The sequence below is a fragment of the Hymenobacter sp. YIM 151500-1 genome, from assembly GCF_025979885.1.
Classification (GTDB): Bacteria; Bacteroidota; Bacteroidia; order Cytophagales; family Hymenobacteraceae; genus Hymenobacter.
Map to the genome: position 1 here is coordinate 4,713,000 of NZ_CP110139.1, position 17,138 is coordinate 4,730,137.

Consider the following 17,138-nt stretch of genomic DNA (forward strand, 5'->3'; position numbering starts at 1 on the left):
ATAACCTATTCACCTAATTTCTTTTCCATTTCCCATGAACCAGACCGTAGTAGGAATTTTTGATAGCGCCGAAGAAGCGCAGCAAGCCGCCCGCCAACTCGCCGCCGCCGGCTTCACCAAGGACTATGTAGACGTGGCCTCGTCCAGCGCCTACCGTAATGCCAGCGGCACTGCTACCACCTCAGCAGCCACTACCAGCTCGTCGGCTTCAGATGACGACAGCATCGGTGGCTTCTTCCGCAACCTGTTTGGGGGCGACGATGATGAGAATGCCCGCCGCTATTCGCATGTAGCCCGCCAAAGCAGCTCCTTAGTAACGGTGCATTGCCACTCGGCCGAAAACGCCCGCCAAGCCGCTGAGATTCTGGACCAGGCCGGGGCAATTGACGTAGAGGAACGGGCTGCCCAAACGGGCTATGCCCTGGGCAATAACCTGCAAGCCAGCGGCACGGCTAGCACTCAAGGCGCCGTATCGGCCCAGGTAATCGAAGAAAACCTGCAAGTAGGCAAGCGGGTGGAGCAGACCGGGGGTGCCCGCCTGCGCAGCCGCATCGTGGAGCGCCCGGTAGAAGCTCATGTACGTCTGCGTGAAGAGCACGTAACCGTGGAGCGCACTCCTGTAAACCGTCCCGCTACCGAAGCTGATTTCGCAGCCTTCAAGGAAGGCCAAGTTGAAATCACGGAAAGCGCCGAGCGGGCCGTAGTAGGCAAAGAAGCCCGTGTGGTAGAGGAAGTTACCTTGGGTAAAGAAGTGACTGAGCGTGAGGAAACTATCCGGGACACCGTGCGCAAAACCGAGGTGGACATCGAGCGTCTCGACAACACCACGGGCACCGGCACAACCGGCGACACCAACCGTTCTTAACTTTCCAGCGCAGGTTACGCTACCTGCTACTGCAACTGAAAAGGGCGCCAAAACTGGCGCCCTTTTTTTGTTTACTACCGCCTAGGTGCAGTAGTCAGAAGTACTTGAATCCGCGCCTAAATCAGCTGGCAGGCGTCGATTTCCATTTCGCGCATGCGGCGGATAAACTCCTTGGGCTCGATGCGGTAGCGGCGCGAGTAGGTGTCTACGGTAAGGTGCTCGTGGGGCTCGGCGAATTTGATTTCCAGCTTCTTGGAGCCCTGGCAGCCTTCCACCGCCTCCATAAACCGGTCCATAAAGGGCTCGGTGATGGTGCGCAGGTCGAGCTGCACCCGCACGCCGTTGGCCAGCTTCTCGGCCACGTTGAACAGGGGCTCCATGGTCAGAATTTTGAACTCGAACTGGTCGGAGTCGCGGAAGCGCTGCTGGTACTTGCCCCGAATGTACATGGGGGGCACCTGCTCTTTGTCGTAGTTACGCGGATTAATCAGGGCCGAAAAGCGGGTGTAGTCGTCGCGGAACAGGGCCAGGTTGAGGCTGGAGTCGTAGTCTTCCACGTTGAAGGACACGAAGGGCTGGCCGGTCTTGGTGGTCTTGAACAGGACGTTGGAAATCAGCCCGGCCACGGTTACTTCGCGGTTCTTGTAGTTTTCCACCTTATCAAGTCCGCAGGTGCAGTACGAGTCGATTTCCAGCTTGAAATCGTCGAGCGGATGGCCGGAAAGGTAGAAGCCTACCACCTCTTTCTCGCGGCGCAGCTGCTCAGTGGCGGGCCAGGGCTCCATGTCGGGCACCTTGGGCAGGGGCATGGCTACGGCCCCGAAGGCGCCGCCACCGAACAAACTCTGCTGAGCCGATTCCTGCTCCTGCTGGTACTGCTGGCCCAGGCGCACGGCCTTGTCAATCAGGTTCTGGTCGCCGCCGGGAGCTTCCACGAACTGCCGGCGGTGGTAGCGCTCAAACGAGTCGAAAGCGCCCGCCAAAGCCAAACTTTCGAAAGTTTTTTTGTTGACAGCCCGCAGGTTCACGCGCTTCGAGAAGTCAAACAGGTCGGTATAGGGGCCCTTCTTCTCGCGCTCCGCCACAATGCTTTCAATGGCGGCTTCGCCGGCGCCTTTCACGGCAGCCATGCCAAAGCGGATCTGGCCCTTCTCGTTTACGTTGAACTTCAGGATGGATTCGTTTACGTCGGGGCCGAGTACGGCCACGCCCTGGCGGCGGGCTTCCTCGATGAAGAAGGTCACCTTCTTGATGTCGCCCATGTTGTTGGTGAGCACCGCGGCCATGTACTCGGCGGGGTAGTTGGCCTTGAGGTAGCCGGTTTGGTAAGCCACCACGGAGTAGGCGGCTGAGTGGGAGCGGTTGAAGCCGTAGGCCGCAAACTTCTCCATCACGTCGAACACCTCGTTGGCTTTCTTCTCCTTGATGCCGTGCAGCTCGGCCGCCCCCTTGCAGAACTTCTCCCGCTCCTGGGCCATCTTCTTCATGTCCTTTTTGCCCATGGCCCGGCGCAGCAGGTCGGCGCCGCCCAGGGAGTAGCCGGCCAGAATCTGGGCGGCCTGCATAATCTGCTCCTGGTACACCATAATGCCCTGGGAGTAGTTCAGGATGGGCTCCAGCAGCTCGTGCGGGTACTCGATTTGCTCCCGGCCGTGCTTGCGGTTGATGAAGTTCGGGATGAACTGCATGGGGCCCGGCCGGTACAGGGCGTTCATGGCAATCAGGTCCTCGATGTTGGTGGGCTTGAGGTCCTTGAGGTACATGCGCATGCCCTCCGACTCGAACTGGAACGTACCGATGGTGTCGCCGCGCTGGTACAGCTCGTAGGTTTTGGGGTCGTCGAGCGGAATCTGGTCAATGTCGATGGTGATGCCGTGGTTTTTCTCAATCAGAGCCAGGGCGTCCACGATAATCGTGAGCGTCTTCAGGCCCAGAAAGTCCATTTTCAGCATCCCGGCACTCTCAATCACCTTGCCGTCGAACTGCGTGACCAAGAGGTCTGAGTCCTTGGACGTGGACACCGGAATGTACTTGGTGATGTCGTCGGGGGCGATGATGACGCCGGCGGCGTGAATGCCGGTGTTGCGCACCGAGCCTTCCAGCTTGTGGGCCAGGCGCAGAATCTGGCCGCGCAGGTTGTCGGGGGCTTCGTCCCGGAGGATATAATCCAACTCCGGGTTTTCGGCAAAAGCCCCGGCCAGGGTGGTGCCGGGCTTTTCGGGCACCATCTTGGCCAGCTCGTTGGTGGCCGGCAGGGGCAGCTCCATGGCCCGCGCCACGTCCTTGATGCTGCTTTTGGCGGCCATGGTACCGAAAGTGATAATCTGGGCCACCTGGGTTTTGCCGTACTTGTCCACCACGTAGTCGATGACGCGCTGGCGGTTCACGTCGTCGAAGTCGATGTCGATATCGGGCATGGACACCCGCTCCGGGTTCAGGAAACGCTCGAACAGCAGGCTATACTTAATGGGGTCGATGTTGGTGATACCCACGCAGTACGCCACGGCCGAGCCCGCCGCCGAGCCCCGGCCCGGCCCCACGGCCACGCCCATGTCGCGGCCCCGGTTGATAAAGTCCTGCACGATGAGGAAGTAGCCGGCAAAGCCCATGGCTTCGATGATGCGCAGCTCATAATCCAGCCGCTCCTCGATTTCGGGCGTACGCTCGGAGTAGCGGGGGCGGGGCCCATCGAAAGCACCTTTGTAGGTAAGGTGGCACAGGTAGGCGTCGGCGGTAGGGTGCTCGGCGGGCAGCGGGAAGTTGGGAAGCAGAATGTCGCGCTGGAGCTTGGGCGGCGTGATTTTATCAACGATTTCGTTGGTGTTGTCCACGCTTTCCGGCACGTCCTGGAACAGCCGGTTCATCTCCTCCTGGCTTTTGAAGTAGAACTGGTCGTTGGGGAAGCCGAAGCGGGAGCGGGGCTTGGGCATCTGGGCTTCCTCGTCGATGCGCATAAGCTGGCGCCGCACCTGGTCGTCGGAGGAGGCCAGGGGCCGCAAGTTGTCGAGGTGGTCGTAGAGTACCTTGTTGTCGGAAGACAGCAAGCGGAAGTACTTGGTCTGGAAGTCGCCTACCGGAATGCTGTGCTCCTCGCCGGTATTCACGCACAAAAGCAGGTCGTGGGGCGCAAAGTCCGTTTGGTCGACGTAGTGGGAGTCGTTGGTGCAGATAACCTTGACGTTGTACTTCTTGGCCCACTTCAGCAAGGTCTGGTTGAGGTCCTCCTGGCTTTTGCCGGTGTTGTCGATGTTCATCAGCCCGTGCCGCTGAATCTCGATGTAGTAGTCCTCGCCAAACACGTCCAGCCACCACTTCAGCAGCTCCTCGGCCTTTTCCTCGGTTTCCCACAGCAAAGCCTGCGGAATCTCGGCCCCGATGCAGCAGCTGGTGGCAATCAGGCCCTCATGGTATTGCAGCAGCAGCTCCTTGTCGATGCGCGGGTACTTCGAGTACACGCCTTCGATGAAGCTCATGGAGCAGAGCTTAGCCAGGTTGTGGTAGCCGGCCTGGTCTTTGGCCAGCAGCAGCTGGTGGTAACGGTTGTCCCGCTCGCCCTTCTCCCGGCTGAAGCTCTTTTTGTGCCGGTCTTCTACCAGGTAAAACTCACAGCCCACAATGGGCTTCACGTTGTACTTATTGGCCTCGGCCACAAAGTTGAACGCCCCGAACATGTTGCCGTGGTCGGTGAGGGCCACGGCGGGCATACCGTCGGCCTGGGCCTTTTTCATCAGCTGGCTGATGCTGGCCTGGCCGTCGAGCAGAGAGTACTGAGTATGGCAATGCAGGTGTGAGAAGGTAGGCATGGGCTGGCAAGCGCAGCGCCGTTGGGGCGCAGCGTAAGGTAAAGTTACCCGCGAATTAGAGGTTATAGGATACATTAACACTTTATCGCATATTGCGTATCGCGATACGCAATATGCGGTACGCAATAAAACCCTCTTACAATGGCAGTTCATAAAGGAATGAGACCCCAGGATGTAGTGGTACTTCTAAAGCTGATAAGCATGAGTACATATGAGGCTACACATAGCTTTGCCCTTGGGCAAATCCACTTAGCGGTTTCCCTAGGCTTAAGTCAATCCGAGATATCGAACTCATTGCAACGGAGTAGGATAGTAGGCTTGGTTAGCGAGAATAAAAGGGAGGTGTACCGACAAAATCTTCTTGAATTTCTCCTATATGGTCTACCCTATGTATTCCCAGCGGAGCCTGGAGTCGTAGTTATTGGAATGCCAACAGCTCATTCAGCTCCACCGTTGAGTAACATTATTATGAGCCAAGAACCATATGTTTGGCCTGACATAGAAGGAACTACGCGTGGGCAAGCAGTTGAGCCTTTATATAATAAAGTGCCGCATGCTGCTAAGGGAGACCCCCGGTTGTATGAATTACTAGCTTTAACGGATGCGTTACGGGTTGGCCGGGCACGTGAAAAAAAAATAGCTCAGCAAAAAATCAAAGAATACTTCGATGAATAACCACCGAAATACGCTTGTACTACAAGCAGTGGCTAATGCTTTAGGAGATATGCGTTATGAAGTTGTCTTTGTGGGTGGTGCTACCGTTGGGCTGTACGGCGACGCAAGAATAGCTCCTGAGTCGCGGCCTACGGAAGACGTGGACTGCATTATTGAGCTGGCTTCTTACGGAGAATTCGCGGCAATAGAAGAGAAGCTCCGCCGCCGGGGATTCCGGAATGATCCGACTAGTAAAGTACAGATACGATGGGTATGGCAGGGGTACACTGTAGATGTAATGCCAACTGATGAACGGATACTCGGCTTCAGCAACCCATGGTACAAAACGGGTATGCAGACAGCCGTAGAGTATGTATTGCCTGATGCTAGCGCCATTCGCATTTTGGATGCTCCGCATCTACTTGGTACCAAGTTTTGCGCTATGCGAAACCGCGGGGAAGACCTACGCTACGATTCCGACTTTGAGGATATTTTATATGTATTAACCTATCGACCACAAGTAGTAGAAGAGGTGGCAGGCAGTCTACCGAATCTACGTGCTTATCTGACAAATGAAGCCATTGATTTAATAGGCCGGAAAGATATTCAGGTAGTACTTGATGCGGCTAAAGACCGGGATATTACTGTAGAAATACTATTGAACCGTTTGCGTCAACTAGCACAAACGTAAGTTAAGTAAGTCATGCTTACTTCTCAGTCCGCTCAAATTCGAGTGCTGGGTTCATCAGCACGTCGCGGCTGATTTCGGCGGCCAATAGCTGTAGGTGGCGCCGCCGTAAGCCGGCACAAGCGGATGCACAGAAAATCCGTATGCGGGTCGGTGTATGCAGCGTCCTCGGCTTCAGAGTAGATGCCGGCCCACCCGAAGTCATGGGTGAAGAGAAAGCTGACGGCAAATAAGTCCAAAGACTGCATTTCCGGCTTCGCTGCCTTTCGCTCCAGCACGATACTCTGAAAGGTACTATTCTGCAACCGCTCATCCCGGCCACCTACATAATTGGCTGTAGTCCCACGCCAATGGTATACGAAAGAAAACAGCCCTTTGGGGCCGTTTCTTAGTACACTTAGACAGTACTTTAAGGCTACTTGGTGGCTTTCACCTGCAATTCTTCGCCTATCTTAACCTTCTCCGTAGTCTTGCCATTCCATTCCTGCAATTGAGCAGGCGTAACACCGTACTGGCGGGCAATGCTGAACAGGGTCTCGCCTTTCTGCACGGTATGGCGTGTGGCGGCAGCAGGTTTCGGGGCAGTCGGTTTTGGGTTGGTTTCAGTTGAAGTTAGTTTAGAAGCGGGGCTACCCGCAACCGAAGCAGCTGTAGGAGCAGAGGAAACGGCCTGAGGTTTAGCCGCCGCAACCGCTGAAGCCGGAACTGGCTTAGCCGAAACCGGGGCCGTGGCAGGTTGAGCCTTCGGCGCGGGAGCAGCCATTGAAGCCGAAGCAGCAGCCGCAACCGAAGCAGGCACCGCAGCCGGTGTCGCCACCGCAGTAGCGGCGCTGGGCGCTGGTTTGACAGTACCCAGGAAGCCGGCAGTCTGGAGCCGGTCGGCGGCGGCTTTGAGGGCGGGGTTTTTAGCGGCGCGGGCAGTGAACCCCTTGTACTGAGGGCTGCGCAGCAGCGTATTCAGCTCCACTTGCCAGGGCTGGCGGCGCAGGCGCTGGGCCAGCTCCTGCTGCTGCTCCCGCGACAAGCTGGCCGTGTAGTGACTCAGGCGCTGGTTGAGCACCGGAATTTCTACCAGGGCCTGGTCGACGAGCTGCACGGCGCGGGCGTCATTGGGCTCGAAGTAGATAGCGCGTAACTGCTGCACGCTGCGCTGCACCAGCCCCGACATGACGCGCACGGAATCTTCGGACAGGGGCGGCGGGGTGGGAGTAGAGGTTGATTCGGTTTGTTGGGCGTGGCCCGGCTGGGCCCACAGCAGCCCCAAAGCCAGGGCCACCACTGGTGCAGATAAAGAAATCCTCATAGAAAGATGGAAGGCCGAACAAATTCAGCGAGACGTGAAGAAAGCTAGTTTTTGGGTTTGATAAGCAGAATTTCGCCGGGCTTCACGCTGAAGTCGGGCTTGTTGTTCCACTCCATAATCAGCTTGATGGTGACGCCGTACTTGCGCGAAATTCCATACATGGTTTCGCCAGGCAACACAGTGTGGCGCACCGGAGCTGGCGCGGCCGGAGCCGAAGCTACTTCAGAACTCTCAACCTCGGGAGCCGGAACCGGCGTAGCGGCTGGCTTGGTGGGAGTTGGTGTAGGAACGGAAGCGGGAGAAGCCGTTGCTACAGGAGCCGACGTAGCCACAGCCGGTGCCGGGGGCACAACACGCAGCACCTGGCCAATGCGCAAGCTGGGAACGGGCGGCAGCTTGTTCCAGGCAATCAAGTCGGCCGGGCGCAGGCCAAAGCGCCGGGCTACCGAGTACAGATTTTCCTTGGGCTCTACCGTGTGCAGACCTGAGGCCGGTGCGGGCTCTACCGCAGCCGTAGTCGATGCCGTAGAAGCTGCCGCGCCCCGTGGCGTAGCGGCTACCGCCGGAACAGGTGCAGGGGTAGCCGCCACGGTGGGAGCTGGCGCAGCCGGGGCTGCCGGGGCAGGTGCCGGCTGCGCAGGAGCAGAAGCGGCTTGGGCTGGTGCTGTCGGGGCTGATACTGTCGGGGTCGGGCGGGATGCCTCACTATCTGTCTCCTCCGAGGCTAGGTCTTCTTCGCGCGGCTCATCGGCTACGGGGGCCGGGGCGGGCAGCGGCTTGCGGGGCGCTGGGGCCGGCACGCTGGGCTCCGGGCGTGGGGCCGTAGCGGAAACGGCGGCCGGCGCCGGGGGCAGCTCGTTCAGGTTTTCGGTGTGGGCATCGGTGGCGCTGTCGGGCTGCACGACGGAAGTAACCGGCGCCGCGGGAGCCGCCGGACGCGGGGCAGCTGGCGCCGGCCGGGTAGCGGGAGCCGGCGGCGCGGCGGGAACTTCATCTTCTGTAGCATCCTCCGGGCTCTGCGTGGTGGCGAGTGAGCCTTGGTCGGGCTGGGGCTCGGCGGGACGGGGCTTGGGCGGGGCTGTTACCGGCCGCTCAAACGCAGCCAGCGCCGCGTCGTTGGTGGCATTGGCGTACTCGACGGCTACGGTTTTGGGGCGGGTGTGCTGCATCCAGAGCACCCGGCCCGGCCGCAGCTCTTCGTTGCGGGCCATGCGGTTTTTGGCCCAAATAGCCTTGGCCCGCACCCCGTACTTCTGCGACACAATGGCTACGGTTTCGCCGGGGCGGGCCACGTGGTACTCTACGGCGGCTTTGTCGCGCTTTTTCTGCACAAAATAGGGCTGGCCTACCACGATGTTGTCGAAGGCCAGCAGGTCGTTGTACTGCATGAACTTGCGCAGCTTCAGACCCGCCCGCCGGGCCAGGCTTTCCTTGGTGTCGCCGGGCAGGGCCACCAGGGCGCGCAGGCCGTTTACGCGCACGAAGTCGGCGCTTTCGGGGTCGGGGGCGGGCTGGTTGAGTAGCTGGCCGGCCGTGGCGCTCTTTTGCTGGGCCGCCAAGGCCGTGGTTTGCAGCGGGTCGGTGATGGGCACCAGCATGGTGTACACCTTGTCGGTAGGCACGGCGGGGGCCAGCAGCCAGCGGTTATGGCGGGCCAGCTGCTCGGGGCTCTGTTGCAGAGCCGGAGCCAGCACGGCCAGCGGCTGCCCGGCCGGGGCCGGAAACTCCTGTAGCTGTAAAGGTGGCCGCGGGTTCAGCCCCACCGCCGACTCATACGCCACCTTGTGCGCCAGGAACGTCAGCACGTAGGGGTGGGTCCGCTCACTGATTTCCACCTCCGTGGCGCCGGCATCGGTGGGCAGGGTGTAGGGCTTGGTGCCGGTGAGGCCCAGGTTGTAGCTGAGCAGAGAATTAGCCCAGTTGCGGAAAACCTTGTTGCTGCGCAGCAGGTACTGGGCGGCGGCTTTCGAGGAGGCCACGATGTGCTTCCGCTCATCCACCGCGTCGTTCATCGTCAGTCCAAAGTCCTGAGCCGACTCCCGCTTAAACTGCCAGTAACCCACGGCGTCGTGAATGCTCTGGGCGTCGCCCTGCAAGCCGCTTTCCTGGAGGGCCAGAAAGTGAAAGTCGGCGGGCACGCCTTCCTGCTGGAGCACCCGGTCAATCAGCGGAAAATAGGCATCGGCCAGCACCACGCGGGCCTGAAACGAGGCCGGGTGGCGACGCAGAGCATCCACTTTCTGTTGCACGGCCTGGCGGCCGCCGTCGGTCAGGCGCAGCCGCAGCCCACCCAGGCTCAGCTCGGCGGGCACGGGCTGGGTTTGGCCCACCGCCAGCAGCGGCAGCAGGCCCAGAAATAAGAAAATCAGCTTTTTCATCAGCAAAGAAGCCCGCCCGCGCCCCGAATCCGCATTCGGCTCGGCAGTGGCTGGCTTACAAAGTAGAAGAAAAAACGCTGAAGAAAGCTGCAAGCCGTAAGCCTCAAGCGGCAAACTGCTGTTCTGAACAGGGTATTATACAGTCAACTTCTATAGCCGTTCTCAGGTCAGTGTATGCAGACCCCACTCCGGTAGGGTAGGGTGCAACAAGCGGCGGCTACATCCTCTTACTGGAGAGCCGCTTGCAGCTCACACACCTACATCCCACCTCCCGGCCGCCCCGGCCCGAAGCCGCCGGGGCCGCCCGGCCCACCGGGGCCGAACCCACCGGGCCGCGGGGCGTCGTCGGTGGGCGCGGGGGCGGCCGAGCTGCGGATGTTATAGGTGAACATCAGCATGAGGTAGCGCTGCAAAATGTTGGTGCGCACGTCCTCGGTGTAGGCGGCCGTCACATTGCGCTGAATGCTATTGTTCTGGCCCAGAATGTCGAAGGCGTACAGGCGAATTTCACCCTGCTGCTTGGCAAACACCTTCTGGCCCAAACTGGCATTCCAGAGCACAAAGTTCTGGTTGAAGCCCGCCGACAGGCCCCGGTTCAGCTGGTGGGTTACGTCGGTTTGCACCGTCAGGCCCTTCACCAGAATCCAGCTCAGGCGCAGGCTGGTGTTCTGGCGGAAAAACTCCTGGTTGGCCCGCGTCTGCACGGTGTTGCGCACGTAGGTCTGGGCCGAGTTCGACGACAGGGTGAAGTCCAGCTTCTCGCTGATGTTGCTGCTCAGTACCACGCCCAGGCTCAGGGAGGGCGTGCGGTTGTAGTTCAGCGCATTGTTCACCAGGCCCGGCGTCTGCGAGTAAGTGGCCCCGGCGTTCAGGTTGAGGTTGGACTTCACCACCTTTAGCGGGAAGCTGTAGTTGAGGAAGGAGCGGAGCGTGTACTGCTGGTTCAGGTTGACGGGCCGCGTAATCTGGCCCCCGGCTGGCACCGTCACGCCCCCAATGACGGTGGGCTCCACTACCAGGCGGGTGCTGTTGGTGATAAAGTTGTCGGTGTAGGAGCCGGCCAGCAAGGCAAAAAACGAGGTGGACTTCTCGGGCTGGGCCGCGGCGTAGCGCACAAACAGGTTGTGCTGGAATTCCTGCTCCAGGTTGGGGTTGCCGGTGGTCAGCTGTAGCGGGTTGGCATTGTTCACCACTTCTTGCAGCTGGCTGATGCTGGGCGCGTTGGTGCGCATCCGGTAAAACGCCCGCAGGTTCTGCTGCTTCGTGAAGTTGTAGCGCAGCATGGCATTGGGCAGCACGTTCAGGAAAGTGCGCTCCGTGGCCAGGGGGCGCGGGAAAGTCTGGTCGTTGTCGAGGCGGGCGTGCTGCACGCTGGCCCCCACCATCCACTGCAGCTGCTGGTCGTTGTAGCGGTAGGTCAGGCCGCCGGCATTGGTCAGGTAGTAGCTCTCGAACACGTTGCTGAGCGTGTCGTTGAGGCGGGAATAGGTTTGGGAGCCTGGCTCAAAGTCGAAGGTGCGGCGGTCGGAGGTGTTGGGCGTGTAGCCGAGGTTGTACTCCAGCTGCAGCTGGCTTTTCGGGCTCAGGGGCTCGGTGTAGGTGGCGTTGCCCTGCCAGGCCCAGCCCCGCTGGCGCAGGCGCGAGTTCTGGTTGAGCACGTCGGTGAAGGCCAACGAGTCGGGTTCCAGCACCGCCGTTTCCGACAGCAGGTAGTTGCTGCCTTTGCGGCGGTTGTAGGTGGTATTCAGCCCCAGCGAAAACGTGCGGCCCCGCGTCAGGAAGCGGTGGCGGTACAGCAGCTGGTTGGCGGCCGTGATGCCCGTGAGCGAGGAGCGGTAGTCGCTCTGGTTGGTGCCCTCGGTGGTGCTGGGCTCACCGCTGAGCGGGGTACGGAAGGTGCTGCCCAGCAGGTCGCTGGCGGCCGTGTTGCGCTGCACCGACAGGCTGGGCCGCCACACCAGAGAGTTCAGCGAGTCGAACTTGTGCTCCACGCGCAGGGAGGCGCGGTTGTTTATGTTGCGGCTCAGGGTCAGGGAGTTTTCGCCGTAGCGCAGCTCGTCGGTGCCGCTCCGGCGCAGGTTAAACAGGCGGGCAATTTCCGAGCGGGTGGTGTTGTCGCTCAGGTTGAAGAAGTAGCTGCCCTGCACGTCGGTTTTCGTCCCGAAGGTATTGGTGTAGTTCAAGCCCGCGGCGTGAGTGCGCGAAATACCGCCCTGGGGCTGTACCAGAAAGTCGGACGCGCCACCCTGGCCTTGCCCGCCGGGCCGGCCTCCTTGGGCCCCGCCGCCACCTTGCCGGCCGCCGCCCTGGCCCTGGCGCGAGGCGCCCACCACGCCCAGCAGGTCCTCGGTGCCGAAGTTTTGCTCGTTCACGTTGTTGGACTGAGCCAGCACCGAAATCCGCTCCTTGCCCTTAAATGAGTTGATATTGCCGTTGACGCGGTACCGGTCGTCCTGGGGCCCGTAGCCGGCCACCACCCGCCCAAACCGCCCGTTCCGAAACTGCGGCCGCGTCACGATGTTGATGGTTTTCTGCTGGTTGCCGTCGTCAAAGCCCGTAAACTGGGCCTGGTCGGAGGCCCGGTCGTAAACCTGAATCTTGTCGATGGCCTCGGCCGGCAGGTTGCGCAGCACGGCGTCGGGGTCGTTGCCGAAAAACTCCTTGCCATCCACCAGCACGCGCCGCACCTGCTCACCCTGGGCCTGCACCCGGCCGGTGCTGGGGTCCACGGTCACGCCCGGCATCTTGGTTATTAGGTCCTGGGCGTTGGCGTCGGGGTTAGTCTTGAAAGCGCGGGAGTCGAACTGGGCCGTGTCGCCCTTCTGTACGGCGGCGGCAGCCCGGCCCACTACTTCCACGCCCTTCAGGGCCACGCCGCTGCCGCTTTGCAAAGTCAGGCTGCCCAGTTGCACCGGCTCGGCGCCCACCTGCACCGGGCGGCGCAGGCTTTGGTAGCCCAAAAACGACACCGTGAGCAGGTGGCGCCCCGCCGGCACTCCCGAAATCGTGAACGAGCCATCAGCTTCCACTGCTGCCCCGCGCCGGGTAGAGTCGGGTAGCTGCACCAGCAGCACGTTGGCCCCAATCAGCGCCGACTGGTCCTTGGCATCCAGCACCCGCCCCGAAATGGTGGTCTGGGCCTGGGCCACGGAGGTGGTTATCAGCCAGAAAAAGAGAAAAAGGCAGAGGAGTCGTCTGTACATCACGTCGAGAAAAGGAAGCCACTAGCGTCAATAGACGCAGGTTCTTGCCCGACGTTTAATGGCTGGCTAATTATTTTCTGAAAAGCCGACAGCAATACGCCAGAACGAGTCTCGAGACGCGACCCTTGGCTTCGCCGACCTTCGGTTGGCGTCTCGTTGCCCGCGCCGTCGGCCCGGTTGTGCAGGCGGTGTCGTTCAGCGAGGAGACTCTATCTATTGCGTCTCTATAGCTTGCGCACCAAGAGCAGCCCGTCGCGCAGGGGCAGCAGCACGTTTTCCACTCGGGCGTCGGCTTGTACTTTAGCGTTGAAGGCGCGCACGGCCAGGGTGTCTTTGTCAGAAGGTTTTACCGCGTAGCCATCCAGCACCTTGCCGCCCCACAGCACGTTGTCGATGAGCAAGAAGCCGCCCGGCCGCACCTGGGGCAACACCAGCTCGTAGTAGGTGTCGTTGTTGATTTTATCGGCGTCGATAAACACCAGGTCCCAGGTTTCAGCCAAGCCCGGCACGATGCGGCGGGCGTCGCCCAGGTGCAGATGGATACGCTTATCCAAGCCCGCCTCGCGCACGTAGCGCCGGATTCGGTCTTCCAGCTCGGGATTCTGCTCCACTGTATGCAGTTCCCCATCCGAAGCCAGCCCTTCGGCCAGGCACAGAGCCGAGTAGCCCGTGAACGTGCCCAGCTCCAGCACCCGCCGCGGCCGCACCATGTGGCTGAGCATGCTCAGCAGCCGCCCTTGCGCATGCCCCGATACCATACGGGCGTGCAGCACCTGCACGTGGGTTTCGCGGTTGAGGCGGGCCAGCAGCGGGCTTTCGGGCGTAGTGTGGCGGTCGGCGTAGAGCTGGGCTTCGTCGGGAGTGTACATACAGTAGAGCGGGCTTCAGCCCGCCGCTCCACAAGGGGGAGTTAGAAAGTTGAGAAGTTGATAAGGGAGAAAGTGGCCTGATAGATGGCGCGGGGCCGGGAGCGGCGGGCTGAAACCCGCCCTACACCACCGGCACCAGCCGAAACAGCCACACCTGAAAGCCCGAACGGCCCGGCTCGTAGGAGGAACCTACGACGCGGTAGAGGCCTTCGTAGCGGTAGCCGTCCGCTGCCTTGCGCAGCACCCGCACGGGCTGGCCGGTTTCCTGGCTGCGCAGCAGGGCGCGGTTTCGGTCGTTCAGGTCCTGGTCGGTGGTTTGGTGGCCGGTTTTCGGGTCGCGGCCGCCGTGCCCGGCGTAGATGATTTCGTCTTCCCCGAACACGTCATCCTCATACTGATCGGCCAGCACGATAGAGTCGGCGCCCTCCTGAGCTGAGCCGCTGATGCCCGCCCGCGTGGGCCGGTGTAGCCCCGCGCGGCTCAGCTCCAGCCGGCTCGCCAGCACGTCGCCCGGCCGGTAGTAGCTCACGTGCCCGAAGATGCGCATAGCTGAAGTTTGGAAGTTTGGAAGTTGAGAAGGTAGAAAGTTAGGATGGAGGCTTGTTTTGATGGATTTCAGCTGAGCAGATGAGGAAACAAACGCCCACATCGTCACGCAGAAGTTGCTTTCTACCTTCCCAACTTTCTACCTTCTCAACTTCCAAACTACCCTTCCGGCACGTATTGTAGCACGCTGAGGTGGTCTTCGCGGAGGAGGTCGTTGGCTAGGTCCAGCAGCTCCGAGGAAGTGATGCGGCGCACCCGGTCAAAGATTTCGTTGAGGCTTTCGACGCGGCCCAGGTCCAGGGTGCTTTTGGCCAGCAGCTGCATCAGGCCGCCGTTGCTTTCCTCGGCCATGGCCAGCTGGCCCATGAGCTGCTCCTTCACCGTGTGCAGCTGGGAGGTGCCCAGGGGCTGCTCCCGCAGGCGCTTCAACTCCTTCATTACCAAAGAAACCGTGCGGTTCACCTGTTTCTTCTCGGTGCCGAAGTAGATGCCGAACAGGCCCGTGTCGGTGTAGGGCGAGTAGGTGGCGTCGATGGTGTACACGAGGCCGTATTTCTCGCGCACGGCCAGGTTGAGGCGGGAGTTCATGCCGGGGCCGCCCAGCAGGTTGCTCAGCAGAAAAAACGGAATGCGCCGCTCGTCGTGCAACGCGTAGGCCGGGCCCCCAATGAGGCAGTGAGCCTGGGTAATGGGCTTACGCTCCAGCTGCTCCACACGCTGGTAGCCGCCAAACGCCAGGCGTGGCCGCGCCCCCAGCTGCGGCGGCAGCGGGGCCAGAAACTTATCGGCCAGGCGCTTCACTTCCTTAAACGGCAGGTTGCTTACCGAGCTGAAAATCACCCGGTCGGTGCGCACGTTGTCTTGCAGGAACTGCCGAAAATCGGCCTGCTGGAAGCCCGACACACTCTCGCGGGTGCCCAGAATGTTGTGGCCCAGGGAGTGGCTGGCAAACACCACCCCGTCGAAGTCGTCCACGATGGCATCTTCGGGGGCGTCGTGGTACATGGCCATTTCTTCCAGAATCACCCCGCGCTCCTTCTCAATCTCTTTCTCCGGGAAAACCGAGTGAAAGGTGATGTCCGTCAGCAGCTCAAAGGCCCGCTCAAAATGGGTGCTGAGCAGGGAGGCGTAGAAGCAGATTTTCTCCTTGGTGGTGTAGGCGTTCAGCTCCCCGCCCACGGTTTCGAGGCGGTTGAGAATATGAAAGCTCTTGCGCTTTTCGGTGCCCTTAAAGGCCATATGCTCCCAGAAGTGCGCCAGGCCCAGCTGGTGGGGCTTTTCGTCGCGGGAGCCGATGTCGAGCAGAAAGCCGCAGTGGGCAATTTTGGTGTGTGGTACCGTTTTATGCAGAACCCGGATGCCATTCGGCAGCTCGTACAGGTCGTATTCAGACATTCAGATAGGGACTTATGGTCTTGGGGGCCTAGGGTCTTAGTGTAGAAGCCCGGCCCTGTATAACCGCCTGAGCAGGCCGGTAGTTGCAAAGGTACGTGAGGAGGTGAATGGAGATGAGGCGACAGGTAACAAGTAATAGGTGATAAGTGACAGGTGACAGGTGACAAGAGGACCGTCATGCTGAGCGAAGCCGAAGCATCTCTACTGCGGGCTAATCTCAATCGTGCACACGGCTTCCGCTGCATAGCCTAGGGGTTAACCCCTGGGCTACGGAGGGCCCAACCAAGCGGGAGAGATGCTTCGACAGGCGGACGCTGGATAGAGCATGACGGGCTACTTGTCACTTGTTACCTGTCACCTTCTCACCTCATCACTCATTTCCCTCTCCGCCAGCGCCGCCAGCAGCTGACTGGTCTCAATACCATACGCGCAACGAAAATGACCCAAGGGGCACTTCCGGTAGCCGTGCAGGCCGCAGGGCTGGCACTCCAGCTCCTCCGGTATCTGCACCACCCTGGAAAACGGACTCAGTGGCCCGAAGCCAAAATACGGCACCGTAGAACAGTATACGGCGCACACCGGGGCGCCCACGGCCGAGCACAGATGCATGGGTGCCGAGTCGTTGACGTAGTTAAGCACGGCCCCGCGCATGAGGGCTGCTGAGGCCAGTAAGGATAGTTTTCCGGCCAGGTTTACCACACCGGGGCGAGCCGCGCGTTCCAGGAGCTGCTGGCAGGCGGCCACGTCGGGCGGGCCGCCCAGCAGGTACACGGTGTACTGCGCCGGCAGGGCCGCCAGTAGCTTCAACCACTGCTCCTGCGGGAACTGCTTGGTAAACCACACCGACGTAGGCGCAATGCACACGTAGGGCCCAGCTGCCGCGTACGGTGCCGCGGCGGCTTCATCGGCGGGGGTAGGGTAGAGGCGGGGCGGGATGGTGGGGCCCTGGTAGCCGGGGTCGAGCAGGTGGAGGTTGCGCGCCACCTCGTGCACGCCGGCCCCGATGACGTGGGGCAGGGCCCGCGTAAACCGAAACGAAAACGGATTCTGCTGGAATCCTAGCCGCTCCGGCGCCCCGGAAAACGCCGTCAGAAAGCCCGTGCTGGCGAAGCGCTGCAACGTCACGACGCGGCCGTAGCCCCCGCGGCGGATGCGCTGCAACAGGTGCCACAGGCCGCGGTACTTATCCTGCTGCTTGTTCCACACCAGCACCTCCCGTACGTGCGGGTGCTGGCGCAGCAGGCCTTCGTTGCCCTTGCGCACCAGAAAGTCCACCGGCGTATCGGGCTCGGTGTGGTGCAGGTGCTCCAGCAGGGCCGTGGCCAGGATAACGTCGCCGATAAAGGCAGTTTGGATGAGCAGAATCGGGCGGGGCGGGGCAGTAAGCATTCGGGAAGACGCTGGTGCCGCAAAGGTAACGCGGCTACAGTTCGC

At 60.9% G+C, this 17,138-nt stretch carries 11 protein-coding genes; 3 read left to right on the forward strand and 8 right to left on the reverse strand.

Going from position 1 to position 17,138, the window contains the following annotated elements; all coding sequences use genetic code 11:
• The first annotated feature begins 34 nt into the window (after positions 1–34).
• Positions 35–865, forward strand: coding sequence for a YsnF/AvaK domain-containing protein (locus OIS53_RS19460; RefSeq protein ID WP_264680246.1), 831 nt, complete (start codon positions 35–37; stop codon positions 863–865).
• Between the two features lie 116 nt (positions 866–981).
• On the opposite strand, the gene dnaE is transcribed toward OIS53_RS19460, so the two are convergent.
• Entirely contained in the window at positions 982–4,668 is a 3,687-nt protein-coding gene (gene dnaE / locus OIS53_RS19465) for a DNA polymerase III subunit alpha (protein WP_264680247.1), read from the reverse strand.
• Positions 4,669–5,121: 453 nt separating this feature from the next.
• On the opposite strand from dnaE, the gene OIS53_RS19470 reads away from it, so the two are divergent.
• Entirely contained in the window at positions 5,122–5,343 is a 222-nt protein-coding gene (locus OIS53_RS19470; RefSeq protein ID WP_264680248.1) for a hypothetical protein, read from the forward strand.
• Complete coding sequence (locus tag OIS53_RS19475) at positions 5,336–6,013, forward strand: hypothetical protein (RefSeq protein ID WP_264680249.1); 678 nt, start codon at positions 5,336–5,338, stop codon at positions 6,011–6,013. The genes OIS53_RS19470 and OIS53_RS19475 overlap by 8 nt, the downstream gene beginning before the upstream one ends.
• A 412-nt stretch (positions 6,014–6,425) precedes the next feature.
• Here OIS53_RS19475 and OIS53_RS19480 read toward each other — a convergent pair whose 3' ends face one another.
• The 7 genes from OIS53_RS19480 to OIS53_RS19510 all read right to left on the reverse strand — a co-directional run bounded on the left by OIS53_RS19480 (position 6,426) and on the right by OIS53_RS19510 (position 17,093).
• The gene (locus OIS53_RS19480) at positions 6,426–7,313 is read right to left on the reverse strand and encodes a LysM peptidoglycan-binding domain-containing protein (RefSeq protein ID WP_264680250.1); all 888 of its coding nucleotides are present in this window, start codon (positions 7,311–7,313) and stop codon (positions 6,426–6,428) included.
• Between the two features lie 44 nt (positions 7,314–7,357).
• Positions 7,358–9,691, reverse strand: coding sequence for a LysM peptidoglycan-binding domain-containing protein (locus OIS53_RS19485; protein ID WP_264680251.1), 2,334 nt, complete (start codon positions 9,689–9,691; stop codon positions 7,358–7,360).
• Positions 9,692–9,948: 257 nt separating this feature from the next.
• Complete coding sequence (locus tag OIS53_RS19490) at positions 9,949–12,894, reverse strand: TonB-dependent receptor (RefSeq protein WP_264680252.1); 2,946 nt, start codon at positions 12,892–12,894, stop codon at positions 9,949–9,951.
• Between the two features lie 224 nt (positions 12,895–13,118).
• Complete coding sequence (locus tag OIS53_RS19495; protein ID WP_264680253.1) at positions 13,119–13,763, reverse strand: O-methyltransferase; 645 nt, start codon at positions 13,761–13,763, stop codon at positions 13,119–13,121.
• Between the two features lie 121 nt (positions 13,764–13,884).
• Positions 13,885–14,310: a YDG/SRA domain-containing protein gene (locus tag OIS53_RS19500; protein ID WP_264680254.1), complete on the reverse strand. Its 426-nt coding sequence runs from the start codon at positions 14,308–14,310 to the stop codon at positions 13,885–13,887.
• 158 nt (positions 14,311–14,468) lie between these two features.
• Positions 14,469–15,704 carry a M16 family metallopeptidase gene (locus OIS53_RS19505; RefSeq protein WP_264680255.1) on the reverse strand — a complete coding sequence of 412 codons (1,236 nt, stop codon included), beginning with the start codon at positions 15,702–15,704 and terminating at the stop codon, positions 14,469–14,471.
• 354 nt (positions 15,705–16,058) lie between these two features.
• Positions 16,059–17,093, reverse strand: a complete 1,035-nt coding sequence (locus OIS53_RS19510; protein WP_264680256.1) for a glycosyltransferase family 9 protein — start codon at positions 17,091–17,093, stop codon at positions 16,059–16,061.
• Positions 17,094–17,138 lie beyond the last annotated feature (45 nt).

Bases quoted from the DNA above. Each gene is read 5' to 3' on its own strand.
- OIS53_RS19460 (WP_264680246.1), top strand. From the start codon at position 35: ATGAACCAGACCGTAGTAGGAATTTTTGATAGCGCCGAAGAAGCGCAG.
- dnaE (WP_264680247.1), bottom strand. From the start codon at position 4,668: ATGCCTACCTTCTCACACCTGCATTGCCATACTCAGTACTCTCTGCTC.
- OIS53_RS19475 (WP_264680249.1), top strand. From the start codon at position 5,336: ATGAATAACCACCGAAATACGCTTGTACTACAAGCAGTGGCTAATGCT.
- OIS53_RS19480 (WP_264680250.1), bottom strand. From the start codon at position 7,313: ATGAGGATTTCTTTATCTGCACCAGTGGTGGCCCTGGCTTTGGGGCTG.
- OIS53_RS19485 (WP_264680251.1), bottom strand. From the start codon at position 9,691: ATGAAAAAGCTGATTTTCTTATTTCTGGGCCTGCTGCCGCTGCTGGCG.
- OIS53_RS19490 (WP_264680252.1), bottom strand. From the start codon at position 12,894: ATGTACAGACGACTCCTCTGCCTTTTTCTCTTTTTCTGGCTGATAACC.
- OIS53_RS19495 (WP_264680253.1), bottom strand. From the start codon at position 13,763: ATGTACACTCCCGACGAAGCCCAGCTCTACGCCGACCGCCACACTACG.
- OIS53_RS19500 (WP_264680254.1), bottom strand. From the start codon at position 14,310: ATGCGCATCTTCGGGCACGTGAGCTACTACCGGCCGGGCGACGTGCTG.
- OIS53_RS19505 (WP_264680255.1), bottom strand. From the start codon at position 15,704: ATGTCTGAATACGACCTGTACGAGCTGCCGAATGGCATCCGGGTTCTG.
- OIS53_RS19510 (WP_264680256.1), bottom strand. From the start codon at position 17,093: ATGCTTACTGCCCCGCCCCGCCCGATTCTGCTCATCCAAACTGCCTTT.